Annotated in this window: 18 protein-coding genes; 8 read left to right on the top strand and 10 right to left on the bottom strand. The window is 71.3% G+C overall.

Translation table 11 applies throughout. From position 1 onward, the window contains the following. Positions 1-272: 272 nt before the first annotated feature. From WAF18_RS16490 to WAF18_RS16480, 3 genes are all read right to left on the bottom strand, one after another. On the bottom strand, positions 273-938 hold the full coding sequence (locus WAF18_RS16490; protein WP_337246071.1) for an energy transducer TonB: 666 nt from the start codon (positions 936-938) through the stop codon (positions 273-275). A gap of 225 nt (positions 939-1,163) precedes the next feature. Continuing rightward, positions 1,164-1,337, bottom strand: coding sequence for a hypothetical protein (locus WAF18_RS16485; RefSeq protein WP_337246070.1), 174 nt, complete (start codon positions 1,335-1,337; stop codon positions 1,164-1,166). Position 1,338: 1 nt separating this feature from the next. Next, entirely contained in the window at positions 1,339-2,067 is a 729-nt protein-coding gene (locus WAF18_RS16480) for an SIMPL domain-containing protein (RefSeq protein ID WP_337246069.1), read from the bottom strand. Between the two features lie 122 nt (positions 2,068-2,189). Between WAF18_RS16480 and WAF18_RS16475 the strand changes: the two genes are divergently transcribed. The 4 genes from WAF18_RS16475 to tldD all read left to right on the top strand — a co-directional run bounded on the left by WAF18_RS16475 (position 2,190) and on the right by tldD (position 9,711). Next, entirely contained in the window at positions 2,190-2,789 is a 600-nt protein-coding gene (locus WAF18_RS16475; protein WP_337246068.1) for a Maf family protein, read from the top strand. A 6-nt stretch (positions 2,790-2,795) separates the two neighbouring features. Continuing rightward, positions 2,796-4,310: a ribonuclease G gene (gene rng, locus WAF18_RS16470; protein WP_337246067.1), complete on the top strand. Its 1,515-nt coding sequence runs from the start codon at positions 2,796-2,798 to the stop codon at positions 4,308-4,310. Between the two features lie 9 nt (positions 4,311-4,319). Continuing rightward, complete coding sequence (locus tag WAF18_RS16465) at positions 4,320-8,177, top strand: YhdP family protein (RefSeq protein WP_337246066.1); 3,858 nt, start codon at positions 4,320-4,322, stop codon at positions 8,175-8,177. Between the two features lie 70 nt (positions 8,178-8,247). Further along, positions 8,248-9,711, top strand: a complete 1,464-nt coding sequence (tldD, locus tag WAF18_RS16460; protein WP_337246065.1) for a metalloprotease TldD — start codon at positions 8,248-8,250, stop codon at positions 9,709-9,711. Positions 9,712-9,809: 98 nt separating this feature from the next. Here the strand turns inward: tldD and yjgA are convergent, their stop codons facing one another. After that, the gene (gene yjgA / locus WAF18_RS16455; RefSeq protein ID WP_183425823.1) at positions 9,810-10,343 is read right to left on the bottom strand and encodes a ribosome biogenesis factor YjgA; all 534 of its coding nucleotides are present in this window, start codon (positions 10,341-10,343) and stop codon (positions 9,810-9,812) included. 23 nt (positions 10,344-10,366) lie between these two features. On the opposite strand from yjgA, the gene pmbA reads away from it, so the two are divergent. The 3 genes from pmbA (at position 10,367) to WAF18_RS16440 (ending at position 12,894) form a co-directional block, all read left to right on the top strand. Further along, positions 10,367-11,752: a metalloprotease PmbA gene (gene pmbA, locus WAF18_RS16450; RefSeq protein ID WP_337246064.1), complete on the top strand. Its 1,386-nt coding sequence runs from the start codon at positions 10,367-10,369 to the stop codon at positions 11,750-11,752. 83 nt (positions 11,753-11,835) lie between these two features. Continuing rightward, positions 11,836-12,195: a DUF4870 domain-containing protein gene (locus WAF18_RS16445; RefSeq protein ID WP_337246063.1), complete on the top strand. Its 360-nt coding sequence runs from the start codon at positions 11,836-11,838 to the stop codon at positions 12,193-12,195. Positions 12,196-12,450: 255 nt separating this feature from the next. Continuing rightward, positions 12,451-12,894, top strand: a complete 444-nt coding sequence (locus WAF18_RS16440; protein ID WP_337246062.1) for a DUF4870 domain-containing protein — start codon at positions 12,451-12,453, stop codon at positions 12,892-12,894. 53 nt (positions 12,895-12,947) lie between these two features. Here the strand turns inward: WAF18_RS16440 and WAF18_RS16435 are convergent, their stop codons facing one another. The 4 genes from WAF18_RS16435 to tilS form a co-directional block, all read right to left on the bottom strand. Further along, positions 12,948-13,424 carry a GNAT family N-acetyltransferase gene (locus WAF18_RS16435; protein ID WP_337246061.1) on the bottom strand — a complete coding sequence of 159 codons (477 nt, stop codon included), beginning with the start codon at positions 13,422-13,424 and terminating at the stop codon, positions 12,948-12,950. A gap of 77 nt (positions 13,425-13,501) precedes the next feature. Then, positions 13,502-14,401, bottom strand: coding sequence for a farnesyl diphosphate synthase (locus tag WAF18_RS16430; protein WP_337246060.1), 900 nt, complete (start codon positions 14,399-14,401; stop codon positions 13,502-13,504). Beyond that, positions 14,394-14,681: an exodeoxyribonuclease VII small subunit gene (locus tag WAF18_RS16425; RefSeq protein ID WP_337246059.1), complete on the bottom strand. Its 288-nt coding sequence runs from the start codon at positions 14,679-14,681 to the stop codon at positions 14,394-14,396. Before WAF18_RS16425 ends, WAF18_RS16430 begins: the two co-directional genes overlap by 8 nt. A 47-nt stretch (positions 14,682-14,728) precedes the next feature. Then, positions 14,729-16,069: a tRNA lysidine(34) synthetase TilS gene (gene tilS / locus WAF18_RS16420; RefSeq protein WP_337246058.1), complete on the bottom strand. Its 1,341-nt coding sequence runs from the start codon at positions 16,067-16,069 to the stop codon at positions 14,729-14,731. A gap of 103 nt (positions 16,070-16,172) precedes the next feature. On the opposite strand from tilS, the gene WAF18_RS16415 reads away from it, so the two are divergent. After that, positions 16,173-17,234 carry an NADH:flavin oxidoreductase/NADH oxidase gene (locus WAF18_RS16415; RefSeq protein WP_337246057.1) on the top strand — a complete coding sequence of 354 codons (1,062 nt, stop codon included), beginning with the start codon at positions 16,173-16,175 and terminating at the stop codon, positions 17,232-17,234. 57 nt (positions 17,235-17,291) lie between these two features. On the opposite strand, the gene WAF18_RS16410 is transcribed toward WAF18_RS16415, so the two are convergent. Together WAF18_RS16410 and WAF18_RS16405 are read right to left on the bottom strand one after the other, a co-directional pair. Beyond that, positions 17,292-18,251 carry an acetyl-CoA carboxylase carboxyltransferase subunit alpha gene (locus WAF18_RS16410; RefSeq protein WP_337246056.1) on the bottom strand — a complete coding sequence of 320 codons (960 nt, stop codon included), beginning with the start codon at positions 18,249-18,251 and terminating at the stop codon, positions 17,292-17,294. Between the two features lie 124 nt (positions 18,252-18,375). After that, entirely contained in the window at positions 18,376-19,248 is an 873-nt protein-coding gene (locus tag WAF18_RS16405) for a hypothetical protein (RefSeq protein ID WP_337246055.1), read from the bottom strand. Positions 19,249-19,253 lie beyond the last annotated feature (5 nt).

The raw sequence follows: 19,253 nt of genomic DNA, 5'->3' as shown, positions 1-19,253 counted from the left end.
GTTTCGCTCGTCGCAAAGTACTTCGAGCCCGGCGCGCGACGGACGGCATGGTCGACAGGCCTGCGCGATGACACGCAACGGGCAGGACGTCCCGCGCGCGACGTCGCTGCAATTGCGGGTCTGTGCATCGCATCGTGCCGCACGCGAACGCTGGCGCTCACCGTGGTGCCCGGCGATGCGCGCGGCCACGTCTGCACGGTCGCGCGATGTCGCGCGCGTGCGTCTCTGCACTTGCCGGCGCACCTGACGTGCCGGTGCGCCGGCTGCAGCGTCTAGCCGCGGTCGAGATCGAAGGCGATCGGGACGACGCCGATCGCCTCGATCGGGCGACCGTCGCGCATGGCCGGCTGGAACGTCCAGTGCCGTTGGACCTGACGCAGGGCGGCCTGGTCGAGGTCGCGGTACCCGCTGCTGCGGTGCACGCGCACCGACAACGGCCGCCCATCGATGCCGACGTGCACCTCGAGCTGCACAACGCCGGTATGGCCGGCGCGCAGCGAGGCCCGCGGATAGCTCGGCGGTGGTGCGGCGGCGTATTGCAACTGTACGCCGCTCACCGGGGCCGTCAGTGCAGGGGGCGCCAGCGCGACCTCGTCGCCGGGCGCGGGCACCGTGACTGGGCCGGGCATGGGGACGGCCACGGCCGCGCTGTCGATCGTGGGCGCGACCGCGACCGGTGCGGGTGGGGTGACGGCCGGCGGCAGCGGTCGCGGTGCAACGATCTCGCGGATTTCGGGGGGGCGCGGCGGTGTCGGCGGTGGCGGCGTCAGCCAACGGAACTCCAGCTGCGGCGGGGCGTCGGGCAGGGAGAGCCGGTCGCCGCCGCCGGCGGGCACCAGCAGCACCGACAACACCACGGCATTGAAGGCGAGAGTGCCGGCGATGCCGACGATCCGGACCGGGTCCGGGCGGCGGTCCGGGTTCGCGAAGCCCCGCATGTGGGGAGCGGTCTGCTGTAGCACCATGCGCCACCTCCTAACGTGTCGGCCGGGTGGCCGACGGAAGCGTGGCGACCCGGGCCCCGGCCGTGCCGGGCATGGTCGCCGTGTCTGTCTGCAGACTGGGCACCGATCCTGCGGGCAGGCAAGCGGACGGCGACGGGTGGTCGTTGCCGGCGGACAGGCGGTCCGATCGCGCGGCGCGCGACCGGACCTCCCGATGGGTCAGTCGCCGGGCATGCCCTCAGGCTCGCGGTCGAGACCGCCTTCGTCCGGATTGCGCTTGCGCTTGGGGTCGGACTGCCGCGCGTCCTCGTGGTCGCGCGGGTGATTTTCCGAGTAGCCCGGCGTCTGGCCGGGCTTGGGCGGGGCGGCAGGCGGCGTGTCCTTTCGGCTCATATCAGCGTCCCAGTTCGAACACGACATTGAGATTGGCGCTGAGCGAGCTCTCGCCCGGCGCGATCGGGGTGGAGGCGTCCTGCGCCACCATGCGCATCGCCATCGCCGGGCGAGGCGGGGCGAAGCCGCCGCCCTCGCTGATGCTCACGATCCGTCGCACCCGCATGCCGAGCGAATTGGCGTAGAGCTCGGCGCGCTGCTGCGCCAGCTTCAGCGCTGCGGCGCGGGCTTCGTCCTCCACCGCTTCGGCATTGTCGATCTCGAACGTCGGGCCGTTGATCTGGTTGGCGCCGTTGGCGACCAGGGCATCGAGCACCGAACCAAGCCTGCGCAGGTCGCGGACCTTCAGATTGACCGTATTGCTGGCCTGGTAGCCGGTGATCGTCGGCGGCTGGTTCTCGGCGTAGTGATACTGCGGGCTGAGGTTGATGCCCGAGGTCTGCACGTCGCGCTCGGCGATGCCGGCGGCCTTGATCGCGGCGGTGAGCCGGGTCATCTGCTCGGCGTTGGCGCGCATGGCGCCATTGGCGTCGGCGGCCTGCGTGACCACGCCGGTCGACAGTGTCGCGATGTCGGGTACGCGGCTGGCCTCGGCCCTGGCCGAGATCGACAGCATCGTGCCGTCGGCAGGGGCGGTGGCCGGATGGTCCTGGGCGGTGGCAGTCATCGAAACGGTCCCAAGGGCAAGGCTGCAGGCAAGCAGCAAGGGGCGGAGCGGATTGGGGCGCATGGTGGTCTCCAAGGACGACGGAACAAGGGTCGTCACGGGGCAGTGAACGGGTCGTGAGCCTGAACGGGGTTAATGGGTGCCGCGTCGACGGCTGCGCGGCCGCTGCACGGTATCCTTGCCGGATGCTGTATCTCGCCTCGCAATCCCCGCGCCGCCGCGCCCTGCTGGCCCATTTCGGACTCCCATTCGGGGTCGTCGATGTCGATGTCGTCGAGTGCCGCGATCCGGCCGAAGGTGCGGGCGACTACGTGCGCCGTGTCGCACGCGACAAGGCCGACGCCGGGCTGCGCACCTTGGCGACCGAGCCCGGTGCGGTCGTGCTCGGTGCCGATACCGAGGTCGTCCTTGACGGCGAGGTCTTCGGCAAGCCACGCGATGATGCCGAGGCTGCATCGATGCTGCGCAAGCTCTCGGGGCGAACCCACGAGGTGATCTCGTCGGTGGCGCTGGTCGGCGCCGATCGCCAGGCGCAGGCGACGGTGGTCACCGAGGTGACGTTCGCGCCGCTCGACGAGACGACCATTGCGGCCTACGTCGCCAGTGGCGAGCCGCGCGGCAAGGCCGGCGGCTACGCGATCCAGGGCGGTGCGGCGCTGTTTGTTACGCACCTGGCCGGCAGCTACTCGGGTGTGGTCGGCCTGCCGCTGCAGCAGACCGGCGTGCTGCTGCGCGATTTCGGGCTGGCCCCGCGGCCGTTCGTCGCTGAAGCACAGGAGGCCTGATCTCGCATGTCCGAAGAGATCCTGATCAACGTCACGCCGCGCGAGACACGCGTGGCCGTGGTCGAGAACGGCATGCTGCAGGAGCTGCACATCGAGCGCGGCTGGCGGCGCGGGGTGGTCGGCAACATCTACAAGGGCCGGGTGCAGCGGGTGATGCCCGGCATGCAGGCGGCGTTCGTCGACATCGGCCTGGAGCGCGCGGCTTTCCTGCACGCCAACGACGTGATGCGCGCACCGCAGGCCAACGGCGATGGCGACGGCGAGAGCCTGTTCCCGCCGTCCGGGCCAACGCTGCCGGTCAACGAACTGCTGCGCGACGGGCAGGAGATCGTCGTCCAGGTGGTCAAAGACCCGATCGGCAGCAAGGGCGCGCGGCTGACGACCCAGATCAGCATCCCCTCGCGCTACCTCGTGCTGCTGCCGCAGTCGCGCGCGGTCGGCGTGTCGGCGCGGATCGAGGACGAGGCCGAGCGAGTGCGGCTCAAGACGCTGGTGTCCGAGCTGGCCGCCGCCACTGGCGGCCACGGTTATATCGTGCGCACCAATGCCGAGGGCCAGAGCGCCGAAGCGCTGGCCGAGGACATCGCCTACCTGCAGCGGGCCTGGGCGCTGATCGAGCGCACGGTCGGCGAGGCGAGGGTGGGCAGCCGGGTCTACGAGGACCTGACCCTGCCGATGCGCGCAGTGCGCGACCTGATGCGCCGCGATGTCGACAAGGTCAAGGTCGACTCGCGCGACACCTACGAAAAGCTGTGCGTATTCGCCGCGCAGTACCTGCCGGCGCCCGGGCCGGCCGAGCAGGCGCGGCTGGTGGACCGGATCGAGTGCTACACCGGGTCGCGGCCGATCTTCGACCTGTACGGGGTCGAGGACGAGATCCAGCGGGCGCTCAACAAGGAGGTCGCGCTCAAGTCCGGCGGCACGCTGGTGATCGACCAGACCGAGGCGATGACCACCGTCGACGTCAACACCGGCTCGTTCCTGGGCCAGCGCAACCTCGAGGAGACGGTGTTCCGCACCAACCTGGAGGCCGCGCAGGCGGTCGCCCGGCAACTGCGGCTGCGCAATCTGGGCGGCATCATCATCATCGATTTCATCGACATGGCCGACCCCGAGCACCGCCGCCAGGTGCTGCGCACGCTCGAAAAATCGCTTGCGCGCGACCATGCCAAGACCACGGTCTACGACTTCTCGCCACTGGGCCTGGTCGAGATGACCCGCAAGCGCACGGTCGAGAGCCTGCAGCGCCAGCTCGGCGAGTCGTGCGGCGCCTGCGGCGGCCGCGGCATCGTGAAGACCGTCGAGACGGTGACCTACGAGATCTTCCGCGAGATCGTGCGCGCAGTGCGCCAGTTCGATGCCGACCGGTTGTTGGTCATCGCCTCGCCCAAGGTGGTCACCGCGATCACCGATGAAGAATCGGCCGCGGTGGTCGAGCTCGAGGAGTTCCTCGGCAAGTCGATCCGGTTCCAGTCCGACGACCAGTACCTGCAGGAGCAGTTCGACGTTGTGCTGCTCTAGGGCACGACGATGACCGCGGCGTGGGCGAAGCGCCTGCGTCGCGCGCATCTGGGCGCGTGGTACGTCGCGGCCTTGTCGGTGGTGCTGGTCGCGGTCGGCGCGGTGGCGCTGGCGCAGTTGGCGTTGCCGTGGGTCGAACGCAATCCGCGCAGCGTCGAGCGCTGGCTCAGTGAACGCGCCGGCCGGCCGGTCGCTTTCGAGACCCTGCGCACCCAGTGGAGCCGGCGCGGGCCGCTGCTGCGGGTGACCGGGCTGCGCATCGGCGAGCCAGGGACCGCGGTGCCGATCGACAGTGCCGAGATCCAGGTCGCGCCGTATTCGGGCCTGCTGCCGGGCCGCTCGCTGACTGAACTGCGGATCCAGGGGCTGGCATTGACCCTCGAACGCGACGACGACGGCGGCTGGCATGTCCGCGGCCTGCCGGGCAGTGCGACGCCCAACGACGATCCGCTGGCCGCGCTCGAAGGCCTGGGCGAGCTGCAGGTGATCGGCGCGCGGCTCACGATCGATGCGCCCTCGCTGTCGCTGCGACACACGCTGCCACGGGTCGATCTGCGGATGCAGGTCGACCGGCGCCGGGTGCGCGCCGCGGCCAAGGCCTGGGTCGAGGTCGACGGGGCGCCGCTGGATCTGCGGGTCGATCTGCTGCGCGACGACCTCACCGGCCGCGCCTACGTCGCGATGCCGCGCAACGACCTCCAGGTCTGGTCGCCGTTGCTGGCGCCCAGTGGCGCGGCGATCGGCGAGGGTCATGGCCGGGTCGCGGCCTGGCTGGAGTTGCGCGAGCGCCGGGTGGTCGCGGCCACGGCCGACATCGCGCTCGACACATTGTCGCTGCGGCGCGCCGTGCCGAGCGGGCAGGGGGGCGATGCCCAGGGCGCAGTGGCATTCGACGGCGTGCGCGCACAACTGCGCTGGGAGCACGAGGGCGCGGACTGGCGGCTCGACGCGCCGACGCTGCGCATGGTCCAGCACGGCCGCGAGCAGACGCTCGACGGGCTGGTGCTGGCCGGCGGCTCGCGCTACGCAATGCGCGCCGCACGCGTCGAGGTTGCGCCGCTGCTGGCGCTGGCCGCGCTCGGCGACGGCCTGTCGCCGTCGCTGCGCGACTGGCTGCAGGCCGCCGCGCCGCAGGCGGTCCTGGCCGATGTCGAGGTCGCCGCGTTGCCCGGCGGACCGGCCCGTGTGGCCGCGCGCATCGAGAACCTGGGATTTGCGCCAGTCGGAACCACGCCGGGCCTGCACGGGCTGACCGGCACCTTGGCCGGCGATGCCGATGGCCTGGTCTTCCGTCCCGATCCGCAGGCCCGGCCGGTGTTCGACTGGCCCAAGGGCTTCGGTGTGCCGCATCCGCTGCGGCTCGAGGGCGATATCGCCGCCTGGCGCGAGGACGGCGACTGGCGTGTCGAGACACCGGCGCTGCGGATCGAAGGCGAGGGCTATGCTGCGGACGTGCGCGGTGGCCTTGCCTTCCACGGCAATGGCACGCGCCCGCGTATCGATCTGGCGGCCGTCGTCGACCCGGCGCAGGTGCCGGTCGCCAAGAAATTCTGGGTGCGCCACGAAATGCCGGCGGCCGCGATGGGCTGGCTGAACATGGCGCTGGTCGCCGGCACCGTCCGCGACGGGCGCGCGATCGTCTCCGGCGAGCTGGGCGACTGGCCCTTCGGCAGCGCCGACGGACATGACCGACGGGGCGTATTCGACGCACGGGCACGAATCGAGGACGCGACGATCCGCTTCCAGGACGACTGGCCGGCGCTGGAGCGCATGAGCGGGCGAGTGCGCTTCCTCAACGATGGGTTCTCGGTCGAAGACGCGCACGGCGAACTGGCCGGGGCGCCGGTGAAGACGATCGAAGCGGGCATGCGGCACTACGCGCACAGCCCGGTCGAGGTCCGTGCGACCACCCAAGCCGATGCCGGCGCGTTATTGACGTTGATGCGGCAAAGCCCGTTCCACGTCGAGCATGCCGAGACGCTCGACAACCTCGAGGTCGCTGGCCCGGCGCGCGTTGCGCTGACGCTGGCGGTGCCGCACGGCGCGCCGGTGCGGCTCGACGGCAGCGTGGCGCTGGACGGCGTGTCGGCGCGCGAAGGCCGTTTTGCGCTCGACTTCAGCGATGTGCGCGGCAGCGCACGCTTCGACCAGAACGGGTTTTCCGGCGAACGGCTGGCCGCCCGGACCGAGGGGCGCGTCGGCACGCTGGCGTTGCGCGCGGGCGAGGGCCATGTGCGCGACCGCGCCCAGGCGTTCGAGGCCGAACTCGACACCACACTCGCGGCCAGCGACTTGCTCGCACGCGCGCCCGATCTGGGCTGGTTGCGCCCGCATGTCGACGGCGCGGCGCCGTGGCAGGTGCAGGTCTCGGTGGCGCGTGCGCCTGCGCCGGGCCAGGCACCGGCGCGCCTGCTGCTGCGCTCGGATCTGGTCGGCACCGCGTTACGGCTGCCGGCGCCGCTGGCCAAGCCGGCCGGCGAAGCGTTGCGCACGACGATCGAAGCGCCGTTGCCGTTCGATGCCGGCGATATCGCGGTCGGATTCGGCGATCGGCTCGCGGTGCGCGCGCGTGCGCGCGATGCCGGGACCGGCGTGCGCCTGGCGTTCGGCAGCGCGCGCGTTGCCGAGGCGCCGCCAGTGTCGGGGATCGCGATCGGCGGACGCACTCCGGTCATTGAACTCGCCGACTGGATTGGCCTGGCGGCCGGCGGCGGCGACGGTGTGGATGCGCCGCGCCTGGTCGGCATCGATCTGACGGCACTGGATCTGCGTCTGCCCGGCGCCGGCTTCGGCCAGACCCGGATCACCGCAGTGCGTCAGGGCGCCGGCACCAGCCTGCGCTTCGATGGTGCGGCGCTGGCGGGGGGCGTGCGTGTGCCCGACGCCGACGGTGCGCCGGTGGTCGCAACGCTACAGCGCCTGCATTGGCCGATGCAGGCGCAGGCGCCGGCCGAGGAACCGCGGGCAGCGCAGCCGCCGGCGCCCTCCGGCGATGCCGACACGATCGATCCGGCGACGCTGCGGCCGATCCGGCTGGCGATCGAGGACCTGCGCGTCGGTCCACTGCAGCTCGGCACCGCAGACGGCAGCCTGGTGCGTGTGCCCGGTGGCGTTGCGCTCGATCACCTGCGGGTGCAGTCGCCGCAGCACCGAATCGAATTGCGCGGCCGCTGGACCGGACGCGGCGCCGCCGCGCGGACAACGCTCGAGGCCGACCTGGAGAGCGACGATTTCGGCCGGCTGGCGTCCGGCCTGGGGTTCGCCGGCAGTATCGTCGGCGGCCAGGGCCGGGTGGATTTCGATGCCGCCTGGCCCGGTGCGCCCAATGCGTTCGCGGTCGCATCGCTGGAAGGCGCACTGCAGATGACGGTCAAGGACGGCCAACTGGTCGAAGTCGAGCCCGGGGCCGGACGTGTGCTGGGCCTGCTGAGCGTGGCCGAACTGCCACGTCGGCTGATGCTCGATTTCCGCGATTTCTTCAACCGCGGCTTCGGCTTCAGCCGGATCGCCGGTGAGATCCGCTTCGGCCAGGGCCTGGCCCGCAGCGACGGCGTGACGATCGACGGCCCCGCGGCGGAGATCCGCATCCGCGGCACCGCCGACCTGCAGGCGCGCACCCACGACCAGGACATCGAAGTGCTGCCCAAGACCGGCAACCTGCTGCCCGCTGTCGGCGCGCTGACCGCCGGTCCAGTGGGCGCGGCGGTAGGCGCGGTCGCCAATGCGGTGCTGCGACGGCCGCTGGCCGAGATGGGCGCACGCAACTACCACGTCAGCGGCCCGTGGCAGGATCCGAAGGTCGAGGTGGTCGAGCGCCGCGATGTGCCGCCGCCCGAGGCGATGCCGTCCCCGCCCGCTGGCCCCTAGCCGGCGTCCGCGCCACTCCAGGACGCAGGCAGTGGGTTGCCATTCGTCCACCAGGCCCCACACTGCAGGGATGACCGATCTCTCCCCCGCGACCGGCGACGCGCTGGCGCTCGCGCAGTCCCGCCTGCTGTTGCCCGCCGGCCTCGACAGCGCCCACCTCGACCGCACCTTCTCCGCCTTGCTCGGCCCGGGCATCGACTTCGGCGACCTGTATTTCCAGCATGCGCGCCGCGAGAGCTGGTCGGTCGAGGACGGCATCGTCAAGAGCGGCTCGCATGCGATCGAGCAGGGCGTGGGCGTGCGCGCGATCAGCGGCGAGAAGACCGGCTTGGCGTACTCGGACGATATCGACGCGGTGGCGCTGCTCGGCGCCGCGCGTTCGGCGCGTGCGATCGCCCGCGACGGTCGCGCGCATGCCCCGCAGGCGCTGGTGCGTGCGCGTGCGCACGATCTTTACCCGTCCGGCGACCCGATCGACGCATTGGGCAGTGCGGAGAAGGTCGAGGCGTTGCGCCGGATCGACCGCTTCCTGCGTGCCGCCGATCCGCGCGTACAACAGGTGAGCGTCAGCCTGACGGGCGGTGTGGACACCATCCTGGTCGCGCGCAGCGACGGCGTGCTCGCCGGCGACGTGCGGCCGCTGGTCCGGCTCAATATCCAGGTACTGGTCGAGCAGGGCGGGCGCCGCGAGTCGGGCTATGCCGGCTACGGCGGGCGCTACAGCTATGCCGAACTGCTCGGCGACGGACGCCCGGAACACTTCGCGCGCGAAGCGCTGCGCCAGGCGCTGGTGAACCTCGAGGCGGTCGACGCCCCGGCCGGGGTGATGCCGGTCGTGCTCGGTGCCGGCTGGCCGGGCGTGCTGCTGCACGAGGCCGTCGGCCATGGCCTGGAAGGCGACTTCAACCGCAAGGGCACCAGCACCTACGCCGGTCGCGTCGGGCAGCGCGTGGCCGCGCCCGGGGTGACGATCGTCGACGACGGCACCCTGGCCGGTCGCCGCGGTTCGTTGAATGTCGACGACGAAGGCACGCCGACCCAATGCACCACGCTGATCGAGGACGGCGTGCTGACCGGCTACATGCACGACACCCTCAACGCGCGCCTGAGCGGTGTCGCCTCGACCGGCAACGGCCGCCGCGAGTCGTTCGCGCACCGGGTGATGCCGCGCATGACCAACACCTACATGCTCGCCGGCCGCGACGACCCGCAGGACATGATCCGCTCGGTGAAAAAGGGGCTATACGCGGTCAACTTCGGCGGCGGCCAGGTCGACATCACCAGCGGCAAGTACGTGTTCTCGGCGACCGAGGCCTATCTGATCGAGGACGGCCGCATCACCGCGCCGGTCAAGGGCGCCACGCTGATCGGCAATGGCCCCGAGACGATGCAGCGCGTGCGCATGGTTGGCCACGACATGGCGCTCGACGATGGCGTGGGCATCTGCGGCAAGGATGGCCAGAGCGTCCCGGTCGGCGTGGGCCAGCCGTCGCTGCTGATCGATGGACTCACCGTGGGCGGCACCCAGGCTTGAGCGCCGTGATGGTTGATCTGGTGGGCGTGCTTCGAAGGCGCAGGTTCGAGCGCGCGCGGCCGGGCCGCGCGGTCGAATCGCCGGTCAGCGAGGGCGCTTCACGGCTGTTCGGTCTTCTGCGCCACCGTGTCGCGCAGCAGCCGGAACAGTTCGCGGAATGCCGCCGGCGGCTTGTTCTTGGCCCGCTCGGCGAGCGCGTTGCGCACCAGTTGGCGCAGGCGCTGGCGGTCGGCCTGCGGGTAGGCCTCCAGCAGTTCGGCCAGCGCGGCGTCGCCCTCGTCGAGCAGGCGCGTGCGCCAGCTCTCGGCGCGGTGCAGCATCGCGGTCTCGATGCGCGAGGCCTCGCCGCCGGCGTCGAGCGCGTCGCGGATCGCCTCCAGCGTCTCGTCTTCCTCCCGGCGCATCTGCTTGGCCAGAAACGCCATCTGCCGCTTGCGCGCGATATGCGAGGTGATCCGGCGCGTCTCGGCGATGTGCGGCAGCAGCGCGTCGGGCACCGGCAGTTTCGCCAACCGTCCTTCGGGCAGCGCCACCAGCGCCTCGGCCAGCGACAACACTTCCAGCGCCTCGCGGCGCTGCTGCTTGCGGCTCGGGCTCAGGTACTCGCCGCTGTCTTCGTCTATGCCTCTCATCGCAACAGGATAAGCCATTGACCATGTCCCCATCGCAGATCGCCGACCGCGTGGCGGGCGACGACTCCCTCGCCCGGCTCGACGCACTGACCGAGCTGTCGCAGCGTCTGCTCGAGCGCTGTCGCGCCCAGGGCGCGAGCCAGGCCGAGGTCGCGTGCTCGGAAGATGCCGGCCTCAATGTCGATGTGCGCATGGGCGAGGTCGAGACGGTCGAGTCCACGCAGGACCGCGGCATCGCGGTGACGGTCTACTTCGGCCGCCGCAAGGGCAGCGCCAGCACCGCGGATCTGCGTGAGGAGAGTCTGGCGGCGACCGTCGACCAGGCCTGCGCGATCGCCCGCTTCACCGAGGACGACCCTGCTGCAGGCCTGGCCGACGCCGAGCTGATGGCGCGGCCGGGTGCCGATGGCCGCTTCCCCGAGTTCGACGCCTGGCACCCCTGGGCGCTCGACGCCGATCGCGCAGTCGACCTGGCGCTGGCCTGCGAAACCGCGGGCCGCGACACCGACGCACGGATCGGCAACTCAGACGGCGCCTCGGTCTCGACCGCGCGTGCGCTGCACGTCTACGCCAACAGCCACGGCTTCGTCGGCGCCGAGCGCAGCAGCCACCACAGCATCGGTTGCGCGCTGATCGCAGGCAGCGGCGAGCAGATGCAGCGCGACGGCTGGTACAGCGTGGCGCTGGCGGCCGACGACCTGGAGCCGGCAGCGGCAATCGGTCGCCGCGCCGCGCAGCGCACGCTCGCGCGGCTCGATCCGCGGCCGGTGCCGACCGGCAGCTACCCGATACTGTTCCAGGCCGAGGTCGCCCGGTCGCTGGTCGGGCACCTGCTCGGTGCGGTCTCGGGCGGCGCGCTGTACCGGCGTGCCAGCTTCCTGCTCGACAGCGCCGGCACCCAACTGTTTCCCGACTGGTTCTCGATCCACGAGCGGCCGTTCCTGGCGCGTGGGTTCCAGTCCGCTGCGTTCGATGCCGAAGGCGTGGCGACCCGCGAGTCGCCGCTGGTCGAGGCCGGCGTGCTGCAGCGCTACATCCTCGGCAGCTACTCCGCGCGCCGGCTCGGTCTGCAGACCACCGCCAACGCCGGTGGCGTGCACAATCTGGAGATCGCCGCCAATGCCGGCGACCTCGATGCGATGGTGCGCGGCATGGGACGCGGGCTGCTGGTGACCGAACTGATGGGGCAGGGCGTCAATGCGGTGACGGGCGACTATTCGCGCGGCGCGGCCGGGTTCTGGATCGAGGGCGGCGAGATCCGCCACGCGGTCGACGGGATCACCATCGCCGGCAATCTGAAACAGATGTTCGCCAGCATCGAAGCGGTGGGCACCGATGTCGACCCGCGTTCGCATGTCCGTACCGGCTCGATGCTGATCGGCAGGATGACGGTTGCCGGCACGGATTGACGTATGCTCGCACCGCCAGCTGCGGCGGCGATCGTCGCCCGGCCCAGCGCATCTTCTTCCACCTTGCCTATGGGGACTTTGCAATGAACGATTTCGACCCGGCGCCGGCCGTGGCCGCCACCCAGGACGACCGCACGTTCGCGATGCTCACGCATCTGTCGTGCATCATCTTCGGCTTCATCGTGCCGCTGATCATGTGGCTGGTGCACAAGGACCGGCCCGAAAAGGCCTTCGTCACCGACCAGGCCAAGGAAGCGTTGAACTTCCAAATCACGCTGACCATCGGCTACGTCATCGGCATGGTGCTGACGATCATCCTGATCGGCGGCCTGATCAACCTGGTGCTGTGGATCCTGTGCGTGGTGTTCAGCATCATCGCCGCGCTCAAGGCCAAGGACGGCGTGGCCTATCGCTACCCCTTCGCGCTGCGTCTGATCAGCTGATCGGCACGCACCGCAGCCTCCCGAACCCCGGCCCTTGTGCCGGGGTTTTTCGTTCTTCGCCAGCGTGAGGGAATGCGCGCCCTTCCAAAACCGGGGTTTTTGCTTGGCGCGATCTTCCAATCTCAGGACGATCCCCGTCGTCGTATCGCCCCTGCCATCCGTTGGGTGCCATCGGTTGGGTGCCATCCGTTGGCTTGCGCCGTCGACGCGCGGCGCCATGATGGACCTGTCCCTCGACGCTTCTGGAGACCCCCCATGTACGCTTCGACGCTTCCCCAGGCCCCGCCTGCCATCGCCAGTCGGCAATGGGCCGCCGGCACGCACATCGGCGCGCTGGTGCTCGCCTTGTTGACGAGTTGGATGTCCGGCGTGGCCGGCATCGTCGTCGCCGGCACCGTCTATCTGGTCAAGCGCGACGACGATGCCTTCGTCGCCGACCATGCGCTGGAAGCGCTGAACTTCAACCTGAGTATGTTCCTCTACGCCTGCGTCCTCGGCGTGACCGGCCTCGTGCTGCTGGGCATGACGGTGCTGACGCTGGGCATCGGGGCGATCGTCGCGTTGCCGCTCGGGCTGCTGCTGGTGCTGGGCGCAGTCGCCCTGGCGGTGCTCTGGCTGGTCTGCGGCATCGTGGCGGCGGTCAAGGCCTGGAACGGCGAGACCTATCGCTATCCGCTGACGCTGCGCCTGATCGGCTGATCGCCGCGCAGGCCGCTCGGTGCCGCGTGCGGCATCGAGCGGGATCGGGTGCATCAGCCCGTGATGCGGCCGCTCGCGTCGGTCAGGTCCAGCACCATGTCGTAGCGGTCAAGGTCGGGGCCATAGCCGTCGGGCGTGACGCGCTCGACCCGGAAGCCGAACCGCGCGTAGAAGGCGCATGTGTGCTGGCTGGTGTCCAGCACGATGCGTTCGATGCCCGGCGTGCGCCGACACCATGCGATGCGCGCCTCGAGCAGGCGTCGTCCCAGCCCCTGGCGGTGATGGTCGCGCGCGACCATTCCCCAGCACAGGCTTGCGTGCCGACCGTCGTCGCTTTCAGCGTGCCCGCCGCAGGCCAGCAGGCGGCCATCGCGCTCGACGACCAGGAAATGCCAGGCCGTGGCATGTCGCGACAGGAAGCGCGCGAAATCGTCGCGCTCGGCGCGGTCGAAGAACGTCGGGCAGTTGCCGTCGAACAAGGCCAGGCAGGCATCGAAGTCGGACGGGGCGTAGGGGCGAAGCGTGATCATGCGCGGCCAGGGCTCGTCTGCAGGGACATGCCGGCCAGTGGGCCGCGGGTGTGGGTTGCGCGGCTGGCCTACCCGGCTCAGTGGTCGCGTTCGATGGCCTGCCGGCCGAGTTCGGCCAGCGGTGCGGCGGCATCGCCGAACGGTGCCAGCGCCTCGCGCATGCGCGAGGCGAGCTCGGAGAGCCGCGCGCGCGAGGCGTCGGCGCCGATCAGCGCGGGAAACGTCGCCTTGTCCTGCGCGACGTCCTTGCCCGCGGTCTTGCCCAGCGTCGCGCTGTCGCCTTCGATGTCGAGCAGGTCGTCGCGGATCTGGAAGGCGAGGCCGAGTGCGGTCGCGAACTCGTCGAGCCGGGCGCGCGTCGCGGCATCGACGTCGGCGGCCAGTGCCCCGAGCGCAACCGCCGCACGCAGCAGCGCGCCGGTCTTGAGCGCGTGCAGACGTTCCAGGCCTGCGATGTCGCGCGCACCGCCGCCGCCGGTCGCGGCCAGATCGATCGCCTGGCCGCCGCACATGCCCAGCGCGCCCGATGCCGATGCCAGCCGCGCGACCATCGCCAGCCGCGTTTCGGCCGCAAGTGGCGCCTCGGCGAGCACTGAGAACGCCAAGGTCTGCAAGGCGTCGCCGGCGAGGATGGCGGTGGCTTCGTCGAAGGCGACGTGCACGGTCGGCTGGCCGCGACGCAACGCGTCGTCGTCCATCGCCGGCAGGTCGTCGTGGACCAACGAATAGGCGTGCACGAGTTCGACCGCGACTGCCGGCGCATCGGCCTGCGCGGGCGCGGCGCCGAAGGCCGCCGCGGTGGCGTGGACCAGCAGCGGGCGCATGCGTTTGCCGCCGAGCAGCACCGCATGACGCATCGCTGCATCCAGCCGCGGTTCGCCGCCTGCGGCGGTGTCGAGTGCGCGCTGCAACGCGGTGTCGGTGCGGGTGCGCCAATCGCCGATGCGAGCGGCGATCGCGCCAGCGGCCTCAGGCATCGGGATCGTCGACCTGCTCGCCGCCGAACGGCTGGCTGCGCTCGGGGGCGGCCGGGTCGCTGAGCAGGCGCACGCGCTGTTCGGCGTCCTCGAGCGCCTGGCGGCAGCGGCGGTACAGGCCGACACCGCGCTCGTAGGCGCCGAGCGATTCCTCCAGGCTCAACTCGCCGCCCTCCATGCGTTCGACCAGGGCTTCGAGCTGGCCCAGGGCGTTTTCGAAGTCGGCGACCGGGGACGGATCCTGGGCGGGCGGGGCGGGCGTGGAAGCGGATTTGGCCATGCCGCGATTCTAAGCGATGACGCCTGGGCGAGGGCTGAGTGCGGCCCTCACCGCAGCGACAGATCGTCCGGTTCGTCGTGTGCTGTCGCTGCGTGCTCCCAATGCAAGCGGCGGCCGCCATCGCGCAGCCAGGCTTCGAATGCGCCGTCGAGGACGAGGTCGCCGGCGGCGAGCAATCGGCCGCTGGCATCGATGAGCAGCGGCAGCCGTTCGCGACGCCAGGGCGGCACCGCGCGATCCTGCAGCACGTGCTTGAGCGCGTGCGAATGGGGCCGGCCGGGCAGTGCGATCCGCTCGCCGCCGCACCGGGCCCGGACCTGCCACCCCAAGCGCGCCTCCGGCGGTGGCCCGTCCAGGTACAGCCGGTCGCCACCGGGCAGCGTGAGTGGCGCAGTGCCGGCCCAGTCGACAGCGAAATCGCGCGGCAGCGGTGCGCGCTGCGCCCCTGCGTGCAGCAGGTCGCGCCAGCGCTGCAGCCGGCACCCCGCCCAGTCGAACTGGGGGCTGCGGTCCCCCGCAGGCGCTTGCAGTGTGGCCTCGCACCAGGCGCTGCCCTGGCGCGGCAACGGCGGCAGGCCCAGCGCCGCGATCCAGCGCCGCAGCACGCGCGCACGGCGCGCGGTCGGCAGCGTGCGCAGCCGGGCCACGTCCAGCGTTGCCGGGTCGGGCGTACGCACCGTGGCCAGCGCCGCGGTGTCTTCGTCGTCGAGCAGGGCGACGGTCGCGCGTTGCAGCGTCGCGACATCGGCCAACACGGCGTCGGCCTGCGGCCAGCGTGTGCGCAGCAGCGGCAGGACGCGATTGCGCAGGAAGTTGCGGTCGGCGTCGTCGGCGGCATTGCTCGGATCTTCGATCCAGTGCAGTCCATGGCGCACGGCATAGGCCAGCAAGTGCGCGCGCGGGACCGCCAGCAACGGCCGCCACAGCCAGCCTGCGCCGAAGGGCCGTAGCGGCCGCATCGCCGCCAGGCCGTCGGGGCCGGCGCCGCGCAACGCGCGCAGCAGCACGGTCTCGGCCTGGTCGTCGCGGTGATGGGCGAAGACCGCGACCGCGGCCGGCGGCAGCCGGGCCTGCAGCGCGGCATGGCGGGCCACGCGCGCCGCGGCTTCCAGACCCTCGCCGCCCGCGCGCACGACCGTCACGCGCACCACGTCGCAGGCGATGCCGAGCGCGGCGCACACGGCCTCGCAATGCGCGGCCCACGCCTCGGCCTGCGGCTGCAGGCCGTGGTGCACATGCAGCGCGACCAAGCCGCGTGCGCCCACGCGCGCATCGTGCGCGAGCAGGTGCAGCAGGGCGGTCGAGTCGAGGCCACCGCTGAACGCCACGTGCAGCGGTCCGTCGCCGGGCGGCGCGGGCAGCGTCGGGTCTGGGAACGGCGCGGACATCCGCGCATGGTGCCACGCGACCGGAATGCAGCGATCCGGCCGCGTGGTCGCGGAGGTGGGGGCGCTGGGCCTACAGTCGACGACCCGCCTGCAGGAACCTGCAATGTCCGACCTGTTCTCTCCGCTGGCGCAACGCGCGCTGACGTTGCGTAACCGCATCGCGGTCTCGCCGATGTGCCAGTACAGCGCCGTCGACGGTATGCCCGACCACTGGCATCTGGTGCACCTGGGCAGCCGCGCGGTCGGCGGCGCCGGCCTGGTGATCGCCGAGGCCACGGCGGTACTGCCCGAAGGTCGCATCTCGCCCGACGATGTCGGTCTGTGGAACGACGCGCAGACGCAGGCCTGGGCGCCGATCGCGGCGTTCGTGCGCGCGCAGGGCGCGGTGCCGGGTGTCCAGTTGGCGCACGCCGGTCGCAAGGCGAGCACCTACGCGCCGTGGCGGGGCCATGGCGCGGTTGCGGAGGCTGATGGGGGCTGGCAGGTCGTCGCGCCCTCGGCGTCGGCCTACAGCGCGCGCTATCCCGCGCCGGTCGCACTCGATGCCGATGGCATCGGCGGCGTCGTCGCGGCATTCCGCGCGGCCGCGCAGCGTGCGCTCGCCGCGGGCTTTGAGCTGGTCGAACTCCACGCCGCCCACGGCTATCTGCTGCACCAGTTCCTCTCGCCACTGTCGAACACGCGCGACGACGCCTGGGGCGGCAGCTTCGAAGGCCGGACGCGTCTGGTCCTGGAGGTCGTCGATGCGGTGCGCGAGGTCTGGCCCGAGCGCTTGCCGCTGTGGCTTCGGCTCTCGGCGACCGACTGGGTCGAGGGCGGCTGGGACATCGAGCAGAGCGTCGCATTGGCGCGCCTGCTGGCGCCGCGCGGGGTCGACCTGCTCGACGTGTCGTCGGGCGGCCTGTCGCCCGACCAGAAGATCGAGGTCGGTCCCGACTATCAGGTGCCGTTCGCCCGCCGCATCCGCGCCGAGGCCGGCATCGCGACCGGTGCAGTCGGATTGATCACCACGCCCGAGCAGGCCGAGCGCATCGTCGCCGACGGCGACGCGGACGTGGTGCTGCTGGCGCGCGAGTTGCTGCGCGATCCCTACTTCCCCAGGCGCGCGGCCCAGGTGCTGGGCGCGGCGCTCGAACCGCCGGCGCAGTATCAGCGCGCCTGGTGACGGCGCGCGTCGTTCGGGGCGTGCGGTGCGGACGGGCGAATACCCGTCCCGCCGCGGTCACGCCGCCTCGTAGGCGCCGTAGCTGCGCAGACGCTCGTAGCGGCGCTGCAGCAGGGTCTCGACCGGCAACTGCTCGAGCTGGTCGAGCTCGTTCATCAGCACCGCCTTGAGCCGCGTCGCGGTCTGTCGAGGATTGCGGTGCGCCCCGCCGATCGGCTCGCGCACAACCTTGTCGATCAATCCCAGCTGCTTGAGCCGCTTGGCGGTCAGGCCGAGCTGTTCGGCGGCATCGCGCGCCTTGGCCGCGTCCTTCCACAGGATCGACGCGCAGCCCTCGGGCGAGATCACCGAATAGGTGCTGTATTCGAGCATCACCGTGCGGTCACCCACGCCGATCGCCAGTGCGCCGCCCGAGCCGCCTTCGCCGATGACGGTGCAGATGATCGGGATGCGCAGCTCGGCCATCTCCATCAGATTGCGCGCGATCGCTTCGGACTGGCCGCGTTCTTCGGCGCCGATGCCCGGATAGGCACCGGGCGTGTCGATGAAGGTCAGCAGCGGCAGCTTGAAGCGCTCGGCCATCTTCATCAGCCGCAGCGCCTTGCGGTAGCCCTCCGGCCGCGGCATGCCGAAGTTGCGCCGCACCTTGGTCTTGGTATCGCGGCCCTTCTGGTGGCCGATGATCATGACGCTGCGCCCGTCGATGCGGCCCAGGCCACCGACGATCGCGGCATCGTCGCCGTAGGCGCGATCGCCGGCCAGTTCCTCGAACTCGTCGCAGAACGTGCGGATGTAGTCGTTGGTGTAGGGCCGCTGCGGGTGGCGCGCCAACTGCGAGACCTGCCACGGGGTCAGGTCGCGGAAGATGTGCGCGGTGCGCTTGCGCAGCTTGTCGCGCAACGTGGCCAGTTCGGCGTCGATGTTGACGGCCGGGCCATCGCTGGCCTGGCGCAGTTCCTGGATCTTGGCTTCCAGGTCGGCGATGGGCTGCTCGAAATCGAGGTAGTTCGGGTTCATGACGCGCCGTCGGGTGACTTGGGGGAAAGTGTAGCCGACCGGCCCCCGGCGCCCCGTACGGCGGGGTGCGGCGGGACGGCCGGAAGGCGGGCAGGGCGGGCAGGGCGGGCAGGGCGGTCGGGCCTCACCGGGGCAGGACCAGTGCGCCGGCGCCCATCAGCCGCGCGTAGAGGTCGATGAAATCGTTGTAGGCCTGGTTGTCGGCCGGGCTCTGGTCGACGTGCAGCATCGCGGTCGCGCCGGTGATGGCCATCATGGCCTCGTGCGAACGCTTGCGCACCGCCTCGCAGTCGCTCGCATCATGGACCTGCAGGCGCTGCGCGTAGGCCTCGCGCAGCGGCGCCGAATGGGGCTCGAACGCCTGCGGCAGCGGCGGCAGCTCGGCCGGCGCGGTCTCCAGCGCCCGTGCCGGCTGCACGTAGCCGCCCGGATGCAGCCGCGCGAACTCGCCCTGACGGTCGCTGGCGTCCTCGATGTAGTCGATGAATGCCTGCGGGGTGAACAGCTTGGTGCTGATCTTGCCGCCGTTCTCCGGAATCCGCGCCACGGTCTGTTGCTTGGGGAACGCCTCGCGGACGCCGAAGTCCCAGGTCCGGTCGATGAACAGGCCGGTGTACTGCTCGAAGGGCCCCTCGTAGACCGCATCGCCGAGTTCCACGGTGGCGATCGCCGCGCCGAAGTTGCGCAGCTTGGAGGCGTCGGCGACGTAGATCTCGCGAGCCAGCACGTAGTCCGACAGCGTCGGGTTGATCAGGGTGCCGCGCTCGGCGCCGCAGACCGAGATCCGGACCTCGCCGGTCCGGTCGGTGCGCAGCGTGTGCGGACCGGCGTCGAGTTCCAGCGCCGCGCTGGTGCCAGCCGCCACCTCGTGGGTCTTGCCGTCGATGGTGACCTTGACCGGCGCGTCGGTGGGGTTGTCGATCTCGAACGAGGGCGTGGAGGGGCTGCAGGCGGCGAGCAGCAACACGGCGCTCGCCGCGGCGAAGGATCGGATCATCGTCG

It is taken from the genome of Luteimonas sp. gir (assembly GCF_037198055.1).
Classification (GTDB): Bacteria; Pseudomonadota; Gammaproteobacteria; order Xanthomonadales; family Xanthomonadaceae; genus Luteimonas; species Luteimonas citri_A.
Note: the sequence above shows the minus strand (reverse complement) of the source record. Positions and strands in the feature narration are given on the sequence as shown.

Excerpts from the sequence above, each read along its gene's own strand:
- WAF18_RS16490 (WP_337246071.1), bottom strand. The coding sequence starts at position 938 with ATGCGGGGCTTCGCGAACCCGGACCGCCGCCCGGACCCGGTCCGGATC.
- WAF18_RS16485 (WP_337246070.1), bottom strand. The coding sequence starts at position 1,337 with ATGAGCCGAAAGGACACGCCGCCTGCCGCCCCGCCCAAGCCCGGCCAG.
- WAF18_RS16480 (WP_337246069.1), bottom strand. The coding sequence starts at position 2,067 with ATGCGCCCCAATCCGCTCCGCCCCTTGCTGCTTGCCTGCAGCCTTGCC.
- WAF18_RS16475 (WP_337246068.1), top strand. The coding sequence starts at position 2,190 with ATGCTGTATCTCGCCTCGCAATCCCCGCGCCGCCGCGCCCTGCTGGCC.
- rng (WP_337246067.1), top strand. The coding sequence starts at position 2,796 with ATGTCCGAAGAGATCCTGATCAACGTCACGCCGCGCGAGACACGCGTG.
- WAF18_RS16465 (WP_337246066.1), top strand. The coding sequence starts at position 4,320 with ATGACCGCGGCGTGGGCGAAGCGCCTGCGTCGCGCGCATCTGGGCGCG.
- tldD (WP_337246065.1), top strand. The coding sequence starts at position 8,248 with ATGACCGATCTCTCCCCCGCGACCGGCGACGCGCTGGCGCTCGCGCAG.
- yjgA (WP_183425823.1), bottom strand. The coding sequence starts at position 10,343 with ATGAGAGGCATAGACGAAGACAGCGGCGAGTACCTGAGCCCGAGCCGC.
- pmbA (WP_337246064.1), top strand. The coding sequence starts at position 10,367 with ATGTCCCCATCGCAGATCGCCGACCGCGTGGCGGGCGACGACTCCCTC.
- WAF18_RS16445 (WP_337246063.1), top strand. The coding sequence starts at position 11,836 with ATGAACGATTTCGACCCGGCGCCGGCCGTGGCCGCCACCCAGGACGAC.
- WAF18_RS16440 (WP_337246062.1), top strand. The coding sequence starts at position 12,451 with ATGTACGCTTCGACGCTTCCCCAGGCCCCGCCTGCCATCGCCAGTCGG.
- WAF18_RS16435 (WP_337246061.1), bottom strand. The coding sequence starts at position 13,424 with ATGATCACGCTTCGCCCCTACGCCCCGTCCGACTTCGATGCCTGCCTG.
- WAF18_RS16430 (WP_337246060.1), bottom strand. The coding sequence starts at position 14,401 with ATGCCTGAGGCCGCTGGCGCGATCGCCGCTCGCATCGGCGATTGGCGC.
- WAF18_RS16425 (WP_337246059.1), bottom strand. The coding sequence starts at position 14,681 with ATGGCCAAATCCGCTTCCACGCCCGCCCCGCCCGCCCAGGATCCGTCC.
- tilS (WP_337246058.1), bottom strand. The coding sequence starts at position 16,069 with ATGTCCGCGCCGTTCCCAGACCCGACGCTGCCCGCGCCGCCCGGCGAC.
- WAF18_RS16415 (WP_337246057.1), top strand. The coding sequence starts at position 16,173 with ATGTCCGACCTGTTCTCTCCGCTGGCGCAACGCGCGCTGACGTTGCGT.
- WAF18_RS16410 (WP_337246056.1), bottom strand. The coding sequence starts at position 18,251 with ATGAACCCGAACTACCTCGATTTCGAGCAGCCCATCGCCGACCTGGAA.
- WAF18_RS16405 (WP_337246055.1), bottom strand. The coding sequence starts at position 19,248 with ATGATCCGATCCTTCGCCGCGGCGAGCGCCGTGTTGCTGCTCGCCGCC.